At 63.5% G+C, this 18,836-nt stretch carries 20 protein-coding genes and 1 tRNA gene; 6 read left to right on the forward strand and 15 right to left on the reverse strand.

All coding sequences use genetic code 11. The annotated features are described in order from the left end of the window. Positions 1-118 precede the first annotated feature (118 nt). The 4 genes from KF733_09570 to KF733_09585 all read left to right on the forward strand — a co-directional run bounded on the left by KF733_09570 (position 119) and on the right by KF733_09585 (position 2,907). On the forward strand, positions 119-1,624 hold the full coding sequence (locus tag KF733_09570; protein QYK55250.1) for a PQQ-dependent sugar dehydrogenase: 1,506 nt from the start codon (positions 119-121) through the stop codon (positions 1,622-1,624). 71 nt (positions 1,625-1,695) lie between these two features. Continuing rightward, positions 1,696-2,040: a winged helix-turn-helix transcriptional regulator gene (locus KF733_09575; GenBank protein ID QYK55251.1), complete on the forward strand. Its 345-nt coding sequence runs from the start codon at positions 1,696-1,698 to the stop codon at positions 2,038-2,040. Beyond that, entirely contained in the window at positions 2,037-2,513 is a 477-nt protein-coding gene (locus KF733_09580; GenBank protein QYK55252.1) for an SRPBCC domain-containing protein, read from the forward strand. Before KF733_09575 ends, KF733_09580 begins: the two co-directional genes overlap by 4 nt. Positions 2,514-2,547: 34 nt before the next feature. After that, positions 2,548-2,907, forward strand: a complete 360-nt coding sequence (locus KF733_09585; GenBank protein ID QYK55253.1) for a sulfite exporter TauE/SafE family protein — start codon at positions 2,548-2,550, stop codon at positions 2,905-2,907. Here the strand turns inward: KF733_09585 and KF733_09590 are convergent. Beyond that, positions 2,904-3,524, reverse strand: coding sequence for an iron-containing redox enzyme family protein (locus KF733_09590; GenBank protein QYK55254.1), 621 nt, complete (start codon positions 3,522-3,524; stop codon positions 2,904-2,906). The two genes, KF733_09585 and KF733_09590, sit on opposite strands and share 4 nt — an antisense overlap. A 172-nt stretch (positions 3,525-3,696) precedes the next feature. Here KF733_09590 and KF733_09595 point away from each other — a divergent pair, with 172 nt between their 5' ends. After that, complete coding sequence (locus KF733_09595) at positions 3,697-5,124, forward strand: DUF2779 domain-containing protein (protein QYK55255.1); 1,428 nt, start codon at positions 3,697-3,699, stop codon at positions 5,122-5,124. On the opposite strand, the gene KF733_09600 is transcribed toward KF733_09595, so the two are convergent. The 11 genes from KF733_09600 to KF733_09650 all read right to left on the reverse strand — a co-directional run bounded on the left by KF733_09600 (position 5,113) and on the right by KF733_09650 (position 14,562). Beyond that, a complete protein-coding gene (locus KF733_09600) occupies positions 5,113-6,552 on the reverse strand; it encodes a hypothetical protein (protein QYK55256.1) in 1,440 nt (479 codons plus the stop codon). The two genes, KF733_09595 and KF733_09600, sit on opposite strands and share 12 nt — an antisense overlap. 39 nt (positions 6,553-6,591) lie before the next feature. Then, positions 6,592-6,666: transfer RNA gene (locus tag KF733_09605), tRNA-Val, on the reverse strand. Positions 6,667-6,751: 85 nt separating this feature from the next. After that, positions 6,752-6,928: a hypothetical protein gene (locus tag KF733_09610; GenBank protein ID QYK55257.1), complete on the reverse strand. Its 177-nt coding sequence runs from the start codon at positions 6,926-6,928 to the stop codon at positions 6,752-6,754. Positions 6,929-6,993: 65 nt separating this feature from the next. Then, positions 6,994-8,019 (reverse strand): helix-turn-helix transcriptional regulator, encoded by a 1,026-nt coding sequence (locus tag KF733_09615; GenBank protein QYK55258.1) that lies wholly within the window; start codon positions 8,017-8,019, stop codon positions 6,994-6,996. Between the two features lie 185 nt (positions 8,020-8,204). After that, positions 8,205-9,803, reverse strand: coding sequence for a peptide ABC transporter substrate-binding protein (locus KF733_09620; GenBank protein QYK55259.1), 1,599 nt, complete (start codon positions 9,801-9,803; stop codon positions 8,205-8,207). 10 nt (positions 9,804-9,813) lie between these two features. Then, entirely contained in the window at positions 9,814-10,593 is a 780-nt protein-coding gene (gene recO / locus KF733_09625) for a DNA repair protein RecO (protein QYK55260.1), read from the reverse strand. A gap of 3 nt (positions 10,594-10,596) precedes the next feature. Further along, on the reverse strand, positions 10,597-11,379 hold the full coding sequence (locus tag KF733_09630) for a hypothetical protein (protein QYK55261.1): 783 nt from the start codon (positions 11,377-11,379) through the stop codon (positions 10,597-10,599). Beyond that, positions 11,376-12,347: a hypothetical protein gene (locus KF733_09635; protein QYK55262.1), complete on the reverse strand. Its 972-nt coding sequence runs from the start codon at positions 12,345-12,347 to the stop codon at positions 11,376-11,378. The genes KF733_09630 and KF733_09635 overlap by 4 nt, the downstream gene beginning before the upstream one ends. Then, positions 12,344-13,291 carry a hypothetical protein gene (locus KF733_09640; protein QYK55263.1) on the reverse strand — a complete coding sequence of 316 codons (948 nt, stop codon included), beginning with the start codon at positions 13,289-13,291 and terminating at the stop codon, positions 12,344-12,346. The genes KF733_09635 and KF733_09640 overlap by 4 nt, the downstream gene beginning before the upstream one ends. Then, a complete protein-coding gene (locus KF733_09645) occupies positions 13,288-14,265 on the reverse strand; it encodes a hypothetical protein (protein QYK55264.1) in 978 nt (325 codons plus the stop codon). The genes KF733_09640 and KF733_09645 overlap by 4 nt, the downstream gene beginning before the upstream one ends. Beyond that, positions 14,266-14,562: a hypothetical protein gene (locus KF733_09650; protein QYK55265.1), complete on the reverse strand. Its 297-nt coding sequence runs from the start codon at positions 14,560-14,562 to the stop codon at positions 14,266-14,268. 469 nt (positions 14,563-15,031) lie between these two features. On the opposite strand from KF733_09650, the gene KF733_09655 reads away from it, so the two are divergent. Next, the gene (locus KF733_09655) at positions 15,032-15,691 is read left to right on the forward strand and encodes an alpha/beta fold hydrolase (protein ID QYK55266.1); all 660 of its coding nucleotides are present in this window, start codon (positions 15,032-15,034) and stop codon (positions 15,689-15,691) included. Between the two features lie 6 nt (positions 15,692-15,697). On the opposite strand, the gene KF733_09660 is transcribed toward KF733_09655, so the two are convergent. The 3 genes from KF733_09660 to KF733_09670 form a co-directional block, all read right to left on the reverse strand. After that, positions 15,698-16,708 carry a ribose-phosphate pyrophosphokinase gene (locus KF733_09660; GenBank protein QYK55267.1) on the reverse strand — a complete coding sequence of 337 codons (1,011 nt, stop codon included), beginning with the start codon at positions 16,706-16,708 and terminating at the stop codon, positions 15,698-15,700. Continuing rightward, on the reverse strand, positions 16,639-18,117 hold the full coding sequence (gene glmU / locus KF733_09665; GenBank protein QYK55268.1) for a bifunctional UDP-N-acetylglucosamine diphosphorylase/glucosamine-1-phosphate N-acetyltransferase GlmU: 1,479 nt from the start codon (positions 18,115-18,117) through the stop codon (positions 16,639-16,641). The genes KF733_09660 and glmU overlap by 70 nt, the downstream gene beginning before the upstream one ends. A 62-nt stretch (positions 18,118-18,179) precedes the next feature. Next, positions 18,180-18,764, reverse strand: a complete 585-nt coding sequence (locus tag KF733_09670; protein QYK55269.1) for a PEP-CTERM sorting domain-containing protein — start codon at positions 18,762-18,764, stop codon at positions 18,180-18,182. Positions 18,765-18,836 lie beyond the last annotated feature (72 nt).

Raw genomic sequence — 18,836 nt, forward strand, 5'->3', positions numbered from 1 at the left:
GAACGAGGGGATTTTTTCGGGATAGGCCGCTCGCACGCCCTTGGCCCCTCTGCCACGACACCGATGACGTCTTACCACTAGAGCCGCCCCGGTTCCAGGTCGGCGGTAAAGTGAGGTGATGTCGCAGTTCTTCGGCCTTGCCGCCGCGACGACGGTGCTTGGGATCGCCTTCGTCTTCCCCGCCAGTTGCGGCCCGTACGACAGCGGTGCCCCCGCAACGGCGAAACCGGCACACCAGCCGGCAGAGATGGCCCGTTCCACCAACGCGGCCCAAAGCGCCACCCAGCTCTGGCGCGAGAACTGCACCAACTGCCACGGCGAAGACGGGCGCGGAGGCGGGGCTGGCACCCAGACCCTGCTCACCAAGGAGCTCTTCGAGCAGAAGTACGACCGCCAGTTCTTCGACGCGATCAAGAACGGGGTCCCGGACACGGGGATGACCGCCTTCGGCCCGACCATGTCGGACGAGCAGATCTGGTCGCTGGTCGTGCACGTGCGCGAACTCCAGAACAGGGCCGTGCGCCAGGACGGTCCGGAGGGCCGCCCTGAGAACGGCGTGGTCAAGACCCAGTACCTGAGCTACAAGATCGAGGACGTCGTGACGGAGGGGCTGCGGGTGCCCTGGTCCGTGGACTGGCTGCCCGATGGCCGCATGCTGGTGACGAACCGGCCCGGCCATCTCATGGTGTGGGCCTCCGGAAAGTTAACCCCCGTCGAAGGCACGCCGCAATCGATCCAGGTGGGACAAGGCGGCATGATGGACGTTGCCGTCCACCCGGACTACGCGAAGGACAAGTGGGTGTACCTCGCCGTGACCGACCCGCTCGACGGCGGCCGCAAGTGCTACACGATGATCGTGCGCGGCAAGATCGCCGAAGAATCCGGTAAGTTCCGCTGGACTGAGAACCAAGTGCTCTGGAGGGCCAAGCCCGAGCACTACACCACGTCCGGCATCCACTTCGGCTGCCGGATCGTCTTCGACGGCAAGGGGCACATTTTCTTCGCCACCGGCGAACGGGGCACCGGCATGCCCGCCCAAGACCTCGACACCCCATACGGCAAGGTCTTCCGCCTGAACGAGGACGGGTCTGTCCCCAAGGACAACCCCTTCGCGGATAAGGAGGGCCCCTATGCGGCGGTCTGGTCATACGGCCACCGCAACCCGCAGGGCCTGGCCATCGACGCAAACGGCACGCTCTGGGAGACCGAGCACGCCCCGCGCGGCGGGGACGAGCTGAACGAGATTGTCAAGGGCGCGAACTATGGCTGGCCCGTCGTCTCCTTCGGGATCAACTACAACGACTCCGCGCTGGCCACTCCTTGGCCGAAGGAGGGCCAAGACTTCAAGATGCCCGTCCTGCGCTGGCTTCCTTCCACGGCGGCCTGCGGCCTCGACGTTGTCCGGCAGGACAAGTTCGCGGCCTGGAAAGGCGACCTTCTCAGCGGGGGCCTTGCCGGGCAAAGCCTCGATCGGGTGCGGGTCAAGAGCGGCCAGGTCGTGGAACACGAGCTCGTTCTCCACGGCATCGGTCGGATCCGCGACGTCGTCGAGGGGCCCGACGGATTCGTCTACGTCGTGCTCAACGATCCCGACAAGGTCGTCCGCCTCGTGCCCGTTCCCTAATTCCTTGGGAGGCCGTCACCAGGCCCTAACTCCTAGCTTATATAATCTCATCGTTATATAATCGGGATGGAATGCATGCTGGCACGGTCGATCTCGACGCGGCCTTCTCGGCGATGGCCGATCCCACCCGTCGGGCGATCTTGTCGCGACTGGTCAAGGGGGAAGCCACTGTCCTGGAGCTCGCAAAGCCGTTTGCCATGAGCCAGCCCGCGGTCTCTCGGCACCTGAAGGTGCTCGAGCAGGCGGGACTCATTGTGCGAAGGATCGAAGGGACGAAGCGGCCCTGCCGCCTGGTTCCGGGCGCCCTTGACGAGATCGAACGGTGGCTCACCCAGCTGCGGGGCGCCTTAGAGGCCAACTATTCCCGCCTCGACACCGTTCTCGAAGGCATGCAGACCAGGTCGGACACACCATGAACACCCTCACCTTAACTCTCGAAGGCGACACCCACGTCGTCGTGACCCGCCGCTTCAACGCCAGTCCCGAGGCGGTCTACCGCGCCCACACCGATTGTTCGATCGTCAAGCAGTGGCTCACCGGGCCGGACGGCTGGACGATGCCGAACTGCGAGTGCGATCCACGCCCCGGTGGAGCGATCCGTTACGATTGGGCCAACGGAGAGGGCCACAGCTTCTACCTGACCGGCGAGTTCTTGGAGGTCGAGCCCGGGAGGCGACTGGTCCACGTCGAGCGCATGTTCCTTCCTGACCCGACGCCGGACAACCACGTCGAGACGGTTTTCGCGCAGGACGGGGAGGGGACGCTCATGACGATGCGCATGACGTTGCCGGACAAGGAGACCCGCGAGATGATGCTCGCGACCGGCATGGAAGAGGGCATGGAGGCCAGCTACAAGCGCCTCGACGAGATGACGGGCGTCCCGGCCTGACCCCTCAGTGGGGCCGTTGCAGCACAATGGCCCCATGGAGATTCTTGTCCTGGTCGTGACCGGCTTGGCCGCGGGCGTGCTCGGAGGCCTGTTCGGGATTGGCGGCGGGGTCGTCATCGTCCCAGCGCTCGTCTTCTTCCTCGGCTTTAGCCAGCACAAGGCGCAAGGCACGTCTCTGGTCGCGTTGCTCGCGCCCGTCGGCGCCCTCGCAGTTTGGAACTACTGGCGCGAGGGCCAGGCAGACATCGCAAAAGGCGCGGTCATCGCGGTCGCGTTCCTCGCCGGGGGCTGGCTTGGTTCCAAGCTGGCCCTCGGTCTGGACGAGACGACGATGAAGCGCGCCTTTTCTGTCTTTCTGGTCGTCCTGGGCGTTTACAGTTTCTTCCGGGCTTAGGCGTGGGCCGGCTGGCCGTACTTCTCGTAGAGGCCCGAGAGGGCTCCCCAGAGAGCGCACGCGGTCATCGAGCACGCCTCGACCGCCTTGATCTGCTGCTCCGGAGCGAGGTGCTCGATGCGCTCGATAAGCAGCGCCGGCTCCTGGTCGTCGTCCTTGTGGACGTCGAAGTACTCGTGGCCGCGCACATCGATGTTGTAATGCTCGCGAAGACCCTCCAGCTTGGAGGTCGAGGTCTTCGGCTGCTGCGCCTCGAAGGCGTAGAGCGAGCCGAGCGAAGCAGCCGGGTTGCTCGTGCTGGTCTCAGCTTCAGAGATCAAAGCCTTGACACCCGGGACCTCGGGCTCGCCGATCTCGGTGCCGAGCGCTTGCGCGAAGTTCTGCCACAGCTCCACGTGGTGGCGCTCAGACTCGGCGATTTCAAAGTCGCCGTGCGCCTGCCATTGACGCGGCACCACTTGGACGAACGCCCCCCACTCGCGGGCGTAAGCCTTGATCGCTTCTACCGGAAGGGTGCCCTCGCTCCAAGCTTTGTAGAAGGGATGCTGGAGAAGGTCGTGGCGGGCCACGATATCGTCAAGTCGATCTCGGACGTTCATCGTTTGTTCGGTACTCATGCTAGGGTCGATATATACCCCGTGCGGTCTCCATGGAAAGAGACACCGTTGTCCCCGTCCCGCACGTCAAAATGGACATTACGCCTCGTCTTCCCGATTCTTTCCTCCCCTTGCCGGACAACCGACCAGTATGTTGACCAAGTCCCTCTTTCTCGACGCAAATCTGTGCCTCTTGCGTGCGTACAATAGGTTCCGCCGCCCTGATGATTCGGCCCCGCTGAGCCGGGCCGACGAGGCCCAGATGGCGGCCGGTCGGGAGATCGGAGCGATGGCCCGGACGCTTTGGCCGGACGGGACCTTGATCCAGGCCCAAGGCTACGAGGACCAGGTTGACGCCACCCAGCAGGCGGTGGAGGCGGGGGCGCCCGTGATCTTTGAGGGGGCCTTCATGGCGGACGGCTTCTTCTGCCGGTGCGACGTCCTCGTCCGAACGCCGGAGGGCTGGGACATCGTCGAAGTGAAGTCCTCGAAGAGCGCGAAGGACGTCCACGATCTGGACCTGGCCTTCCAGGTGATGGTCCTGCGCGCCTGTGGACTGAGCGTCGCGCGCGCCGCCGTGATGCACCTCGATCCCAAGGCAGTGTTCCAGGACCAGCCCCTTTCCCCCGCCGAACTGCTCACCGTCACCGACCGCACAAAGGTCGTCTTCGAGATGGTCGATAAAGTCGCGGAGAAGGCGACCGCGGTCGCCGAAGCGCTAAAGTCCGCAATCCCGCCGGAACCCGAGGTCGGCGGCCACTGCGAAAAGCCGAAGTGCGGTTACGCCCACCTTTGCCGCGACCTCATGCCGATAGACGACATCGCCTTCTTGCCGAACGTGCAAGCGAAGAAGATCATCGAGTTCCGCCGGGACGGCTACCATCGGTTCACCGACCTCCCCGAGGACTTGAAACTCGGCGTGAACGCCCGCCGCGCGATCGACGTTGTGCGGTTCAATCGGCCGTACATCTCCGAAAAGCTGCCGGATTGGCTCAGCCGGATCGAGTTCCCCGTCGCCTTCGTGGACTTCGAGGCGATGATGCCGGGCATCCCCATCCTCCCGGGGACAGGCCCCTATGAGACCCTGCCCTTCCAGTGGTCGGCGCACATTCTGGAGCACACCGAAGAGGAAGACCCCCGCCACCTTGAGTTCTTGCACGAGTCCGGCGGCGACCCCCGAGCGGCATTCGCGGACAGCCTTTGGGATCTCGTGGGCTCTGTCCGAAGCGTCGTCTTCTATTCGAGCTATGAGCGGACCCAAGTCCGAAACCTCACCAAGAAGGGGTTCGGCCGGGCCGAGCTCGTCGACGTCTTCGAACGCGGTTTCGACCTTTATGAAGCGGTGAAAGACTGCCTCTACTACGCCGAGTTCCGCGGCTCGAACTCGATAAAGAAGGTGCTGCCGGTCGTCGTGCCCGGGCTCTCCTACGCGGGGCTGGCCATTGCCGACGGCAACACGGCCATGGTCGAATACCACCGAGCCGCCTTCGGCCGGGTGACCGAGGCTGAACGGAAGGAGATCTATGCGAACCTCCGCGCCTATTGCCGCATGGACACCTGGGCGATGGTCGAGCTCTATCGAGCCCTGCGCAAGCTCGGTTGCGGCCCCTTAGCGGTTTGAGAAGAAGTCGCGGACGTCGCCGTGCAACCGCACCAGGGACGGCTCGTGGGTGTACATCATGTGCCCGGCTTCGTACTCGTGGATCCGGAAATTGTTGCGGACCGACGGGTCGAGCCCCATGTGGGAGATCGTGTACTCCGTCGCGAAGAAAGGCGTCGCGAGATCATAGTAGCCGCTCGCCACGAACACCTTCATGTGCGGGTTCTTCGCTAGCGCGGCCCGAAGGGCCTCGCTGGTGTCCGGATGGCCATCCCCGGCCGAACCCCAGTCCCACGACTTCTTGATCCCTCGGAAGATTTCGTACTCCAGGTCGCTCTCATAGCCCAGAGTGCCGCGCACGTAGTCGCTGAAAGTCGCTACATAAGGCGGCATCAGGGCCGACATGCTGGGGTCGTGCTCGGGCCTTTGCGCATGGCCCTTGCCGAAGTCGTCGACGCCCTTCACGCGCGCGTCCAAGCGTCCCACAGTGCGGCGCTCCGTCCGCAAAAGCTCCTTGCAGAAGTCGTGGATGTTGATGCGCAAATCGACGGACTCGATGAAGGCGGGCGAAAGGCCGGTGAAGTTGCTCAAGTGGGTCGCGATGGACGCGCGGGTGTCGTGGTCCAGCCGGTCTCCCTGCGCCAGGGCCGACCAATAGCGCCCGACCGCAAAGCTCCGCGCCTCGGTCACCACGTGCTTCAGGTCGTTCATCGGCTCCTCGAGCTTGCCGTGGTAACAGGCGGCCGCGGCGTAGGTCGGCAGGAAGAGCACGTAGGGCAGGTCGTTGCCCCTGGTGAAGCGCGCCGTCTGGAAGTTGAGGATCGAGCTCACGAGGCAGATGCCGGAGAAGGCCACGCCACGCTCAATGAGGTGCCCCGCCAAGCCGGCCACGCGCGTGGTGCCATAACTCTCGCCGGCCAGATAGAGCGGCGAAGTCCAGCGGCGGTTACGCGTCAGATAGAGCCGGACGAACTCGCCCATGCTCTCGATGTCCCCCTTCAAGCCCCAAAACTTCTCGGCCTCCTCGGGGGTGCGCGCTCGGCTATAGCCGGTGCCGACGGGGTCGACGAACACGAGGTCCGTAAAGTCGAGCCACGCAGAGTCGTTGTCCTCCAAGCGGTAGGGGGGCTCGGGGAGCCCGCCGTCCTCCGCCATGCGCACACGCTTCGGTCCGAGCGCTCCCATGTGGAGCCAAATGGCCGGCGAGCCGGGCCCGCCGTTGAACGTGAAGGTCACCGGGCGGTCAGCGCCCGCATCGTCGCGCGTGTACGCCACGAAGAAGACCTGCGCCACAATCTCGTCCTTCTCGTCGCGTAGAGGCAGTCGGCCGGTGGTGACCGTGTAGGAAGCGCCTTTGATCTGCTGCTTCGTGACGACGGGCTGCTCTTCGCTCAGCTTCGGCTTCTCGTCCTTCGAGGGGGACTCTTTCGGCTTGGCTTCTTCGCTCACAAGGGCCAGTTTATCCCTGGGGGCAAAACGGGGGCCGGGTGGTGGGCGGTGAGGGATTCGAACCCCCGACCCGCTCGGTGTAAACGAGCCGCTCTACCACTGAGCTAACCGCCCCTGAAGGCGGGATTGTACTGCCAGCGGGGTGGCAAGGAGGGTGGGCCAGGCGCCGCCCTCGGCGGACACCCGGCAAGAGACACGTTCAGGCCGCTCGGCGGACGTCTGCGCCTGCGCTGAGGCCGCCTTCGACGACCTGCAGGACAACGCGACTCGGCAAGGACGACTTTTCTTCTTCAAGTCGCATCGCCGTCCCGGCGCAAAGGGCGTAGAAAACGCCCGCCACTAAGAGGTATCCGAGCGAGGCAACGGCTACGGTCACGAACTTCATTATTGGGCGGGTTCCCGGAAACCTGAAGTCCAGAAGACTACTTGCTTTTTATTGCGTTAGTCGCCCCGGCGAATTGCCGAGGGCGGGCTCCCAAAACGTCGTGAGAAAGCCCGGCTAAAGTGGGCAGGGCTGGCGAATCCAACGGCCTGGGCCACGGCGCCCACGTGCCCTTCCCCTCTCACCAAAAGATCCCGCGCCCTTTCCAGCCTAAGTCCGACCACATACTTGTGGAAGGGCTGTTTCGTCGCCTGGCGGAACAGATGGCGGAAATGCGAGGTGCTCAACCCCAAGTCTTCGGCGATTTGGTGGTCCTGAAGGTCTTTCGCGAAGTTCCGGTCCACGATGGCCAGGGCCCGGTCGATCAGGCGGTCGTTGGGGGAGCCTCGACCGATCACGCCCTCGGTCAAGTCGTGCGCCCGCTCGACCGTCCTGCGGCTCAGCAACGCCTTGTCCTCAAGCTGAAGGAATTCCTTCGCCGCCTCAAGTTGCGCCTTGTGCGTGCTCTTATCCGCGCCGACCTCGAGCATGGCAGCCCCGACCACGGCCAAAAAGGTCAGCGCAAAACCTCGGGCCTCATCCAGGTCACCCGCCGCTAGGATCGCATTAGACACCTGCTTAATCGCGACCTCGAACTTTGCGCGGTCGCAAAGGCGTAAAGCCTGCCCAATCTCGTGGAAAGCCACGTCCCCGCCGTGCCCTCGGAAGGGACAGGTTTTCGGGGTTTCGAACTCAAAGAAGACGTCGAAAAAGACGAAACTTGCGGGACCGTCTGCCTTGCGGAAGACGACCTTGTCGACCTTCGTGCCACTCTCGACTTCGAGCCAAAGACAGTCGACCCGGTTTTCGACCCCATCGACGGACACCGACGCGACCGGCTCGATCTCGCTCCCGTCCCCGTTCGGCAGGCTCACGGGATCGGGATCGCTGGCGACCCCATAATGACGCCCAAAGGTCAGCGGCAACGACGCCGTGAGCTCGCCTTCGTGCATGAAAAGGAGGTGGCCGCCAAGGGCACCGGGGTTATCCTGCGCGCTTTCGCAATAAAGCGCAAAGATCCCGACAATTCCCACGCGCTTCAGCACACCCTCGTTTTCTGGAACGGGGACCTCGAGCGACCGCGGCAAACCTCTCGCGGGATGGCGTTCGCCGGAACCCCCATGACTCTGCCATCCATGACCCCCGCGAAATACGATCCCTCCGATATCAAACCCTTGCCAGGCAGGGGCCGATTCGTTACGGGAGAACGTTCCGAAAACGCGGGAAAAGTTCACTCGCCTATCGACACCTTTGTGTGCGGAAGGTGGCCGAACAAGCTTTCCCGGAGACCCGCCACTTGGGGCCGGATCAACTCGGCGTCACGCTGGAAATAGATCGGGATCCACACCGCATCGTCCAGCACGAGGTCTTCTGCCTGTGCATAAAGCGGTAAGCGCGCGTCCATGTCCTGTAGCGTGTCGGCTTGCCGACAAAGCTCGTCGAAGGCCGCGTTGCTGTAGCCGATCTTGTTCTCGGGCCCCCAAGTCGCCAGCATATGGCTTAAGAAGTTCTGGGGATCCAAGTAGTCGGCTGCCCAACGCATGTGGAAGAACCCTTGCTTCTTGGCGTTATATTTTTCGAGGTACGCGCCCCATTCCATGGTTTGGAGCTTAACGTCGATTCCAAGGTTCTTTTTCAGGTCGCTCGCCACCGCTTCCGCCACAAGTTTGATGTCTGGGCGGTCTTCGCGGAAGGTGAGGGTGAGGGCCGGGAAACCGATACCTCCAGGGTAACCCGCATCGCCAAGGAGCGCCTTGGCCGAGGCTACGTCGTACTTATGCGCTGCCGCTTCCGGCCGCCCTCCCCCGGGCACGCCCGGCGGGACGATACCGTTGGCAACGGAGTTGATGCCCCCCAAGAGCTCGTCCACTATACGCTGTTTGTCGATCGCTTTCGCGACCGCCTGCCGCACGCGCTTGTCCTTAAACTCTTTGATCACGTTCTGGTTTAGACCGACGTACCAAATCGCAGGCCTTTGGAAAAGCTTCAGGTCGTTCTTGAACTTTTCGTCTTTCTGCAAAGGCGCGACATCCTGCCGCTCAAGCATCACGAGGTCAAGCTCGCCGTTCTTATACTTGTTAAGCCGCGTGACCGCGTCCCCGATGACGGGCCGCTCGATGCTCTCCAGTAACGGCGCACCGCCGTGGTAGTCCTTATTCGCTTCTAAGATTATGCTCTGTTGCGCCAGATACGTCTTAACCTTGAAGGGGCCCGCGCCAATCATCTGGCTGACTTGGGTGATGGCGGTTTCAGCAGGGACAGATTCCTTCGGGAGGACGGCAGCCGTCAAGAAAGTCAACTTTCCTAAGAAGTAAGGCGTTGGCTTAACGAGGGTGATTTCAACCGTTTTGTCGTCAACGACCTTAACGCCGGAAATCTCGTTCGCGCTTCCTTCTATCCGCTCCTTAACCCCTAAGATATCACCCAGGTAGGCGTCCGCGACTGGAGAAGCGAGCTTAGGGTTCGCGGTGCGTTCCAAGCTCCATTTGACGTCTGCGGCCGTGACCGCGCGCCCGTTGTGGAACTTCGCGTCTCGAAGCGTAAATGTGTAGGTCTTCCCGTCCGGGCTAACCTCCCACTTTTCTGCCAGGTAGCCGGTCGGTTTGCTGTCTTCGTCCCAACCCACCAAGCCTTCATAGACCTGTTGAAGGAGGTCGATCGTGTCCCCGTCCTGGACCAGGTGCGGGTCCATGGTCGTGGGGTTCGTCACGATTGGATAGCGGAAAGCCTTTGAGGGGCCCTTGGAGGCTTGGCCCTCGGAGAACTTTCCGGGCTGGCATCCCACCAGCAACGTAAGAAGTGAAACGGCGAGGATAGCGGAGACTCGCATCCGTTATAAATTATGTACCAGGTGTGTTGCGGGGTTCGGGGCTCTTCGCTTTCGGCGCCTCCCTCGTGCGCAAAAGGCTCCGCAAAGTCGGTAGTTCGCGTTCGAGGGTGGCCGACCAAAACCAGAGGAGGACGCCCAGACACTCGGCAGCCCGGGCGATCCTGGGCGGCGGTTCGACCTGGCCGCTCACCTTTTTGAGCGCGATCAGGGCTTCGGCCGAGACCAAGCGGCGGTCCGCGTAGGGCTCCGCAGACTCCGCCCGCACAAAGCCGCCCGCAGAGGCAGAGACCCAAGCCGGGTTTAAGTCCAGCCCTTCGCCCGTGACGACGCACCGCGTCCAGTCCGTGCCTAGCCCTTCTTCGCGCAAGAGCCAGGCGAGGAACCACACCAGCGGCGCCTCCCAAGGTTCCCCGCCCGCGATCGCGGCGAGGGCACCGCCCATCAGGTCGAAGGTGTCCGGGGCAGGACTCTCATAGGGCAGCGCGGTCGCCACAACCTCAGCGACGGCCAGCCCCGCCATGAGACGGTCGTAGTCGGTCCGTAGCCCGGGATAGGACGTGACCGGGCGCACATGGGTGACAAACCGCCGCGCGGGGCCAGGCGCCCAGGTCACGAGCGACCGCGCGAGAAGCTCGCTGCTGCCAGCCAAGCGCGAGCCCGATTTCCGCGCGCCTTTCGCAACGACATCAAGCTTGCCGAAGGTGCGCGTCAAGAGCACGAGGCGGCGGTCGCTCTCGCCGGCGTCGTGCCGGCGCAAGACGATGGCCTCGTCGGAAACTTCGCGCGACAACGGCTAGCCGGCGGGGCCGCCGCCACCCAGGTTCTGGAAACTTTGGATCCACTCGACCCAGATGAAGAACATGCGGTCGATGACCAACGCAAAACGCGCCATGACCGTGCTCCCGAAGATCGCGCCAAAGCCGACCATGAGCATCCAGCGCCCAAGCTTGTTAAAGCTGAGAAGGAACTTGCCCTTGAGCTCGAAGCTAAAGAGGAAGTAGCTGAGAGAGGCGAGCACGGTGACCACAAAGATCAGGTTGCTGAGAGCCTGGCTCGGCCAGAGCGCCCCGTTGATCGCGGCACGGGCGGCGGGCTCAAGGCCGGCCGTTCCCGGCTTGGTCCACTGGAAGGGCTGGTCGAGCTGGATGGAGGTCGGAATGATGGGCTGCATGCTGCCCATGATCTGGCCGCTATAGGTCTGCCACCAGACCTGGATCTGCTGCCCTGCCCAGAGGCCGAGGATGATCCCGATGGGGACGCGGCTCATCCACCCGTTCTTCTTGCTGAAGACCCAATAGCCCATGAGGCCGACGGGCAGGAGGATGGCGTAGATCCAATAGGCGGGCTGCTCCAGGGCGCCGGTCGAGGTGTCGATCTGGCCGACCATTTTCTCCCACCAGAGCGGGAAGAGCGTCTCGCGCCAAAGCGCGACGAGCGAATAGCCTGCAGCAAGGCCAAGGAAGATGTGCTCGAAGAAGCGGTAAAGCTTGGTCTCCTTATAGAGCACGCTGTACAGGCCGATGGTGGCAATGACGCCGAGCGTCAGTTTTATCAGCGTGTAAGTCCCGATGTTCAACGCTTTGCCCTCCGCACCTGGATCATGCCGATGTTTCCGACCACGACCGCGGTGATCAGCAACGCGATCGCCACGTGGAACGCAAGATAGTATTTTTGGCCACGTGCGAAGGTGATGGTGTTTGGCTCTATCGACCTCAGTGACGGGGCGGAGACGTTGCTCTTTTGTGGGAACGGAACGATGATGTTTCCGGTCTCGTCGGGCACGTTGAGCCCGTATCGCATCATGTATTCGACGTCGTAGACCCCTTTAAGCCCGATCGCCACCCCGACGACCTGCCCGGACTGCCAAAACGGCAAGACTTGGGGGCCGGTGACGCCGGTCGTCATCGCGGAGAGTCTCGTCTTTCGGGAAAGGCGCTGGATCGCGATATCGATCGAAGCACTAGCAGTGACGACAACGTAAAGCCCTGCGTCGCCGATCTTGCGGACCGACCGCAGCACGGGCGACTCGAAGATCGGCCTTTCGACGCCCGCAGGGTCCTTGACCCGCCGCGAGCCGATCGCCTGGCGAACGTCGAAGGCGACCGCGTTCAGGGTGCCCTCCGCGTTCGGGAAGTAGGAGAGGTCGAGATAGTCCTCCCAACTTCGGTACGGCTCCAGGCCGATGCGCTGCCGCTCGAGGTTCAGCTGGGAGATGACGTTGCGGAAGACCTGCGGCGCCTGCGGGTCGGCGACGCTATAGATGGCGAACTTCAGCTTGCGCGCCATGACAATCCGCAGAAGGCCCTCAAGGTGCCCCTGGCTCTCGCCGCGCGTGGATACCGTCCAGTCCGACTGGATGAACACGGTCTTGTTCGGCGGGACGTCCATCAGCGCCTTGTACATGTCCTTCGAAGAAGGATCTGGATCGACCGGGATCGTGGCCGGGACGAAGAGCGGAATGCTCACGACGACGACAAGGATGGCGTAAAGAATCCGCCGGTCGATTGCCTGTAGCTTTTCCCAAATAGTCCGTTCACCGTTCATCCGGAGACCCCTCCTCGCTCAAGTCCGAGCCAAAGCCGCAGTCCCATCGCGAGCGCGCCAAGCCCGACTCCGAACTCAAGAGCGCGCAAGGCGGGGACCTGCATGAACGACCGCACCCAGTCGGCGACCACGTTCAGTTTGAAGTTGTTCAAGAAGTGCGCCTCGCCGGTCGTCGCGGAGGCTCCCGGCAGGTTGAGGGCAGTTGCCAGTCCGGTGACGCCCGAGTTCCAGAGCACGACGAGCGCGCCCAGCAGGCTGAGCATCAGGATCAGCGCGCTTCCCATCAGCACGGTCGATTCGACCGAGCGGATCCGGAACGCGCGATAGGCCGCAGAGAGGATGAAGAACGCGATCATGGAGAACATAGCCGCGTCCATCTGTTGCAGGAGCCCGTCGAAGAACAGGTCGAAGGCGAAGTTCACCGGCATCCAGTTCTGCATGAGGTCGAGCTGTCCTTGCGGATCGCCGAAGCGGCGCGTGATCCAGTCGGCATAGCCGAGGCCCACCATCACGACCATGCTTCCCAGGAGCAGCGCGCTGAACTCGCGGTCCGGTTGACGCCGGACGATGCGGCCGATATGGACGCGCAGGAGCGAGTAGATCCCGAGGCCGAGCAGGAACGCGGTCAGGATGTTTGCGACGTCGGCGACCTTTGGCAACGCGTCCGAGAGGAAGAACCCGAACTCCTCACCGGGCCGCGGCAGGTCGCCGGCGGCGCGATTAATCGGTTGCGGCACGATCCAGAGCAAGAAGTAGAAGAGCCCGGCCGCGAAGGTGAAGATCCACACCACCCCGCGGCGCGCCTGGGCCGGGAGCTGGGTGCAGGCAATGACCCCCGCGAAGCCGATCACCAGGGTGACGGCTATCTTCAGCCACATTTCCGGCGAGCCTGGCGTCACGCCCCAGAACGTGATCGGCGGCACTTGGGCGATCAGTTGGTTCACTGTCCGCCACCTGTCTCAGGTTTCTGCGGTCGTTCGATCGTGATGTCCTTATCTGTGATGAGTGGGTTGAAAAGTCGATAGACAGAGGTGTCGGCCCTGGTCTTCAAAGCGGGCTCTTGCTCCAAAAGCCGCTCCGTCGATTCGTAGACGCTCTTTTCTTCGTCGCTCATCTGCTCGAACCGCTCGGGCTCTGCGTCTGAGAAACCGACCCGCGCCATCGTGGTCTGTTGCGTGCGTTCGATGCTCATCCCGAGGAAGCCGAAGATGACGAAGCACGCGACGAGCAGCTTGCACCAGTCTTGGCCGACCAAGCTGCCGACCAAGACCGGGATCCGGCTCAGATAGGCGCTGGCGGCGTAGAACTCGTCGCCAATGAGGACGTAGTCGCAGGCTGCGATGAAGAACGGGGTTTGCGCGGTCTGGGTCGAACCTGCGACCTGGATCGCGCCGACGCTGTTCGCGGTCTCGGCAAAGATCAGCGACTCAGCGTAGAACTCACCGAGCAGGAACGTCGCCGCCGCCTTTTCGCGCAGGATGGTCCCGCTCACGCCGGCCGCGAAGGCGAACTGACGGTCGCTCACGAACCGCACCGAGTCCACATCGTAGCGTTCGATCAAGCCTTGTTTCTGATATGTTTCGCGGATGATCTCCTGTGCCACCGTGTAGACCGCGGCGTCCGCGATGCAGAGCTTGATGGGCGTGGCGAACTGGGCAGCGATCTTTGTGACGTGGGCGAAGACGTTGAGCGCCTGGACCGAGACCGCGTTCAGGGTCCCGATCCCAGGGACCATGATGATTGGCCGACCCATCTCCGTGGCACGGCCGATCGAATCGTCGATCGCGTTCAGCCCCGGGATGCGGCGGATAAACAGCTCCTTCTTCCCTTTCTGGGCGCGGTAAATGTTGAAGAGGATGAAGGTCACCATGACCAACGTGACAACGATGCCGAACCAACCGGTGTCGAGGTATTGCACCTAAGCCTCCTGCCCCGCGAGTTTTTTCTCTTCGATCCGGCTTATCAGCCTTTCAAGGGCTGCGCGGTTGCGCATGAGCCGCGAATAGTCGTTGATGGCGTCGAAGCCCAAAAACGGCACAAGGAACGGAGAGAAAGCGATCGTCCCCTGGGCAGCGATGCCCATCACAGGCTTGTGCATCTCCAGGAAAAAGACGGCGGGCACCTCCATGCCTCGCTTAGCGACTTCATCCGCCACCTTCTCGATCAAGCGGTCCGTCTCCTCCCGCGTGAGGTCTTGTTCCCAGAACGTCTCCATCGGCCTTCCAGAGTTCGCGTATTTTGGCCAATACTTGCGCCTCGTTGCTTGCATAGACCAGTTGCACCCCCCGAAAGGCGTCTAACCGGCCCGGCTTTTCTAGCGGGGAAAGCCTGATCCCTCCCTGCTCAGGGATGAGACGCTTGACGTCGGACCAACGTATCGCGGTAACTGAAAGACCGCACCTTCGGCGCGCTTCGTTCTCGCCAAGGCTAAATTTTAGGGGCAAAAAAAGTTCGGCCGTGCTAGCCAAGACCACGCCACCGCCGAGAAGGGCCATGAAAGGGGCCACATTCGGGTGGAAGGCCTCGCCTCGGAAGAGAATGTAGCCGGCGGCGGCCGCGACGAGGGCCACGAGGGAGGCTCGCTGCCGGATGCCCGGCCGTCCCTCCCAAAGGCGCGCTTCCCAGTCCATCCGTAGCCGCCATTCTGAACGGACCCGCGCTGCGTGCCCAGATATCATGGGCGGATGGCGCGTTGGACGGTGCCGGTCCGCGACAGCGAGGTGCCGGTTATGGCGGAGGGGGACGGGAGCACCGTGGTCGTCCTGGCCCACGGTGCAGGCAGCCACATGGAGCACAAGACCATGGAATGGCTGGCCGGCTTGGTGCGGCAGACTGGAGCTTCGGTCGCCCGTTTCAACTTCCTGTACCGCGCCTGTGGCCGGCCCCTGCCGGACCGCATGCCTCTGCTCGTCCAGACCTACCGTGCGGTGGTGGACAGCGTGCGCGGACAGCTCTCACCGAAGAGGCTCGTGGTCGGCGGACACTCGATGGGCGGGCGCGTGGCGTCTGTCATGGAGTCCGAGGCGCGGACCGCCGACGGGCTCCTGCTCTTCGCCTACCCCCTCCATCCCCCCGGCCAGCCGGAAAAGCTCCGCGATGCGCACTTGGCGTCGATCCAGACGCCGACCCTACAGTTCAGCGGAACCCGGGACGAGTTCTGCACGCGAGGACTGATGGAGGCCGTCCACCAGCGCCTCGATGCCCAGACCTGGCGGCTGCACTGGATCGAGGGCGCAGACCACAGCTATTCTGTGGGCAGGGCCTCTGGCCGGACGCGAAAGGACGTCGAAGCCGAGATCGTCGAGGCCCTCACCGGCTTTGGATCTGGAGCGGGCCTCTGGTGACCGCCCTTAGCGCCAACCTTCGAAAAGACCGCTGACCGACTCGTTCTTGTGGATGCGCACGATCGCCTCGCCCAGCAGGGGCGAGATCGGCAGCACGCTGAGTTTGGGGAACATCTTCACGCTGGGGATCGGCACGGTGTCGGTCACGATCACCTTGCTCAGGACGCTGTCCTGCAGGCTCTGGGGAGCGTTGCCGCTCATGATCGCGTGGGTGCCCGTGGCGATGACCTCGGTCGCTCCGCGCTTGCGCAAGGCCTCGGCGCCGCGAATGATGGTCCCGCCCGTGTCGATCATGTCGTCGATGATCACGCAGCGCATCCCGTTGACGTCGCCGATGATCTCCATGATGTCCACCTTGTTCGGCTCGGGCCGACGCTTGGCGATGATCGCGATGGGCGCGCCCAGAGTCTCGGCGAGCGAGCGGGCGCGTTGCACACCGGCGACGTCCGGGCTCACGACGCAGACGTCGTCCGAGTCGCCATAGCCGTTCTCCTTCAGCCAGCGGCCCAGCACGGGGCCCGCGTAAAGGTGGTCGACGGGGATGTCGAAGAAGCCCTGGATCTGCTCCGCGTGCAGGTCGACGCAGACCACCCGGTTTGCCCCCGCCTCCTCGATCAGGTCCGCGACCAGGCGCGCCGTGATCGGTTCGCGCGGTTGCAGCTTCTTGTCCTGGCGGGCGTAGCCGTAGTAAGGCATGACGACCGTGATGCGGCGCGCGCTGGCCCTTCGGAAGGCGTCCAGCATGATCAAGAGCTCCATCAAGGTGTCGTTGACCGGCGCGCACGTCGGCTGGAGGATGAAGACATCGTTGCCGCGAGCGCTCTCCTCGACCATAAGCCGGATCTCGCCGTCGCTGAAGCGTGTCAGCGTGAGGCGACCGAGCTCAGTCCCAAGGTAGGCCGTCAGCCTCGCCCCCAGCTCGGGGTGCGAGTTGCCGCAGAAGATCCTTAGTCCGCTGAGGTCTCGTTCTTTTTCAAGGTTTCCGTTTGTCTCCGTTGCCGCCACGACGCTACCCATTGCTCCTTTGTTACCTGCCTTGCCCGACCGACCGCCATCGCGTCGTCCGGAACATCTTCTGTCACCACGCTGCCCGCCGCGACCATGGCGCCGTCGCCGATGGTGCGCGGGGCCACGATCGTGGAGTTGCTGCCAATAAACGTGTCCGCGCCGATCTCCGTGCGGTGCTTGGCAAATCCGTCATAGTTGCAGGTGATCGTGCCCGCGCCGACGTTCGTGCGCGCCCCGACGCTGGCGTCGCCGATATAGGTCAGGTGCGAGACCGCCGCGTCCTCGCCGATCTGGCCGTTCTTGATCTCGACGAAGTTGCCGATCTTCACCCGGGCGCCGAGCCGCGTGCCCGGCCGGAGGTTGCTGAAGGGGCCGCAGCGGGCGCCGTCGGCCATTTCCGCCTGGTCCACATGGCTCATGAAGACCTGGCAACCGTCCCCAATGGCGGAATCCTTGACCCAGGCGTTCGGCCCGATCGTGCAACCGGACCCGATGCGCGTGTCCCCGTCGATCACCGTCATGGGGTGCACCAGCGTGTCCGGGCCGATCTGGACCCCCGCTCCGATGTAGGTGCTGCTCGGGTCGACGATGGTGACCCCGTTCAGGGCGTGCCGCCGCAGCACCCGGAGCCGCATGATGCGGGAGGCCTCGGCGAGCTGCCAACGATCGTTCACGCCCATAAACTCGTCCGGGTCGTCAAAGCAGGTGGCGACCACCTTGCCGCCCTCCCCGCGGATCGCGGCGATCACGTCGGTCAGGTAGTACTCGCCCTGCGCGTTACCCTTTTGAAGGTTCGGCAAGTGGCGGAGAAGGGTCGCGCAGTCGAAGCAGTAGACGGCCGCGTTGACTTCCTTGATCTCAAGCTCTTCTGCCGTCGCGTCTTTCGCCTCGACGATCCCGCTAACGTGGCCTTCTTCGTCCCGCACCACGCGTCCATAGGAACCCGGTTCAAACGTGACGAATGAAGCGACGGCGGCTTGCGCACCCTCGTCCGTAAAGGTCTTGACGAGTTCCGCGAGGGTCTCGCCGGAAAGAAGCGGAGTGTCACCCGGCGTGACCAGCACCGGGCCGTCGTGGCCCTTCAGCAGGTCGACCGCCATCATGGCGGCGTGGCCCGTGCCCAACTGCTCGCGCTGCTCGACGAACTGGTGCGTCCCGTCCTGCAGGGTCGCCACCACGGTCTCGGCGTCGTGACCGACCACAACGATCGGCTTCTCGACCCCCGCCTGGCGCACGGCCTGCGAGACAAGCTCGATCATGGACGCCCCGGCGACCTCGTGCAAAACCTTCGCCCGTTCGCCGCGCATCCGCGTGCCCTTTCCAGCGGCCAGGATCAGTCCAGCAAGCATGGTGCGCGGCATCGTCGGAAGCGAGACGATACCATGGGTCGTCTGCTCCCTCGTCTCCGCCTTCGCCATCCGAGACCATTATCCCAATGTTAAGCAAGGTTGCGCCAGCCGCCCGATGAAAATCGGACCCCTTAGCGCCGGCGCCTCTTCAAGAGGGCTAAGCCCGCCGCCAAGGCAAGCACCGTCGTCGGCTCCGGAACCGCTTGGAAGTTATCCGCATACTGGCGAAGAAGCCCACCGATCGAGGGTTCAAACCGCCGCGTGATCCGCGCTCCCACCTCGTAGACGCCAGTCGTCCCCGGCGTAAAAATGGCCGCCACGGAGTTGCGCACAATCTGGTTCCCGCCGATTTGCTCGACGGCGATAGCCGAGAGTTCGGTGCCGTTCACGATGATCGAGAACCGGCCGCCTTGGGCGTTCGGACCACCGGTATTCTCGACCGCAAAGTCGAATCCAAGCGAGTACTGAACGCCGCCCGTCAGGTTCAGGTTCTGGACGAGCTCGATGCCCGCCTCGGTCCCGGTGAACTGGGTGTTGCCCACGATGTACCGCGCGGCGAGGCTCGCCCCGCCGCCCGTGACATCAAAGCTGGTCACCTGGCCTGGGGCACCGCCGCCACTCGGGGTGTTGCGCTGGGTCCAGCCATTGAAGTTCCCGGTCTCAAAGCCGGGGTTGACGAAGAGGTTCTGCGCGCGCGCAGAAGCGAGGAGCGCCATCGTGCAAAGGATAAAGGGGGTACGCATGGTGTTCGTCCGTCCTGTGAGCCTTGATTATAGACGGTTTATATG

Source organism: Fimbriimonadaceae bacterium (assembly GCA_019454125.1).
Taxonomy (GTDB): domain Bacteria; phylum Armatimonadota; class Fimbriimonadia; order Fimbriimonadales; family Fimbriimonadaceae; genus JALHNM01.

What these genes read in the sequence shown, in the direction of transcription:
- KF733_09570 (QYK55250.1), top strand. Translation starts at nt 119, where the DNA reads ATGTCGCAGTTCTTCGGCCTTGCCGCCGCGACGACGGTGCTTGGGATC.
- KF733_09575 (QYK55251.1), top strand. Translation starts at nt 1,696, where the DNA reads ATGCATGCTGGCACGGTCGATCTCGACGCGGCCTTCTCGGCGATGGCC.
- KF733_09580 (QYK55252.1), top strand. Translation starts at nt 2,037, where the DNA reads ATGAACACCCTCACCTTAACTCTCGAAGGCGACACCCACGTCGTCGTG.
- KF733_09585 (QYK55253.1), top strand. Translation starts at nt 2,548, where the DNA reads ATGGAGATTCTTGTCCTGGTCGTGACCGGCTTGGCCGCGGGCGTGCTC.
- KF733_09590 (QYK55254.1), bottom strand. Translation starts at nt 3,524, where the DNA reads ATGAGTACCGAACAAACGATGAACGTCCGAGATCGACTTGACGATATC.
- KF733_09620 (QYK55259.1), bottom strand. Translation starts at nt 9,803, where the DNA reads ATGCGAGTCTCCGCTATCCTCGCCGTTTCACTTCTTACGTTGCTGGTG.
- KF733_09635 (QYK55262.1), bottom strand. Translation starts at nt 12,347, where the DNA reads ATGAACGGTGAACGGACTATTTGGGAAAAGCTACAGGCAATCGACCGG.
- KF733_09650 (QYK55265.1), bottom strand. Translation starts at nt 14,562, where the DNA reads ATGGAGACGTTCTGGGAACAAGACCTCACGCGGGAGGAGACGGACCGC.
- KF733_09655 (QYK55266.1), top strand. Translation starts at nt 15,032, where the DNA reads ATGGCGCGTTGGACGGTGCCGGTCCGCGACAGCGAGGTGCCGGTTATG.
- KF733_09660 (QYK55267.1), bottom strand. Translation starts at nt 16,708, where the DNA reads ATGGGTAGCGTCGTGGCGGCAACGGAGACAAACGGAAACCTTGAAAAA.
- glmU (QYK55268.1), bottom strand. Translation starts at nt 18,117, where the DNA reads ATGGCGAAGGCGGAGACGAGGGAGCAGACGACCCATGGTATCGTCTCG.
- KF733_09670 (QYK55269.1), bottom strand. Translation starts at nt 18,764, where the DNA reads ATGGCGCTCCTCGCTTCTGCGCGCGCGCAGAACCTCTTCGTCAACCCC.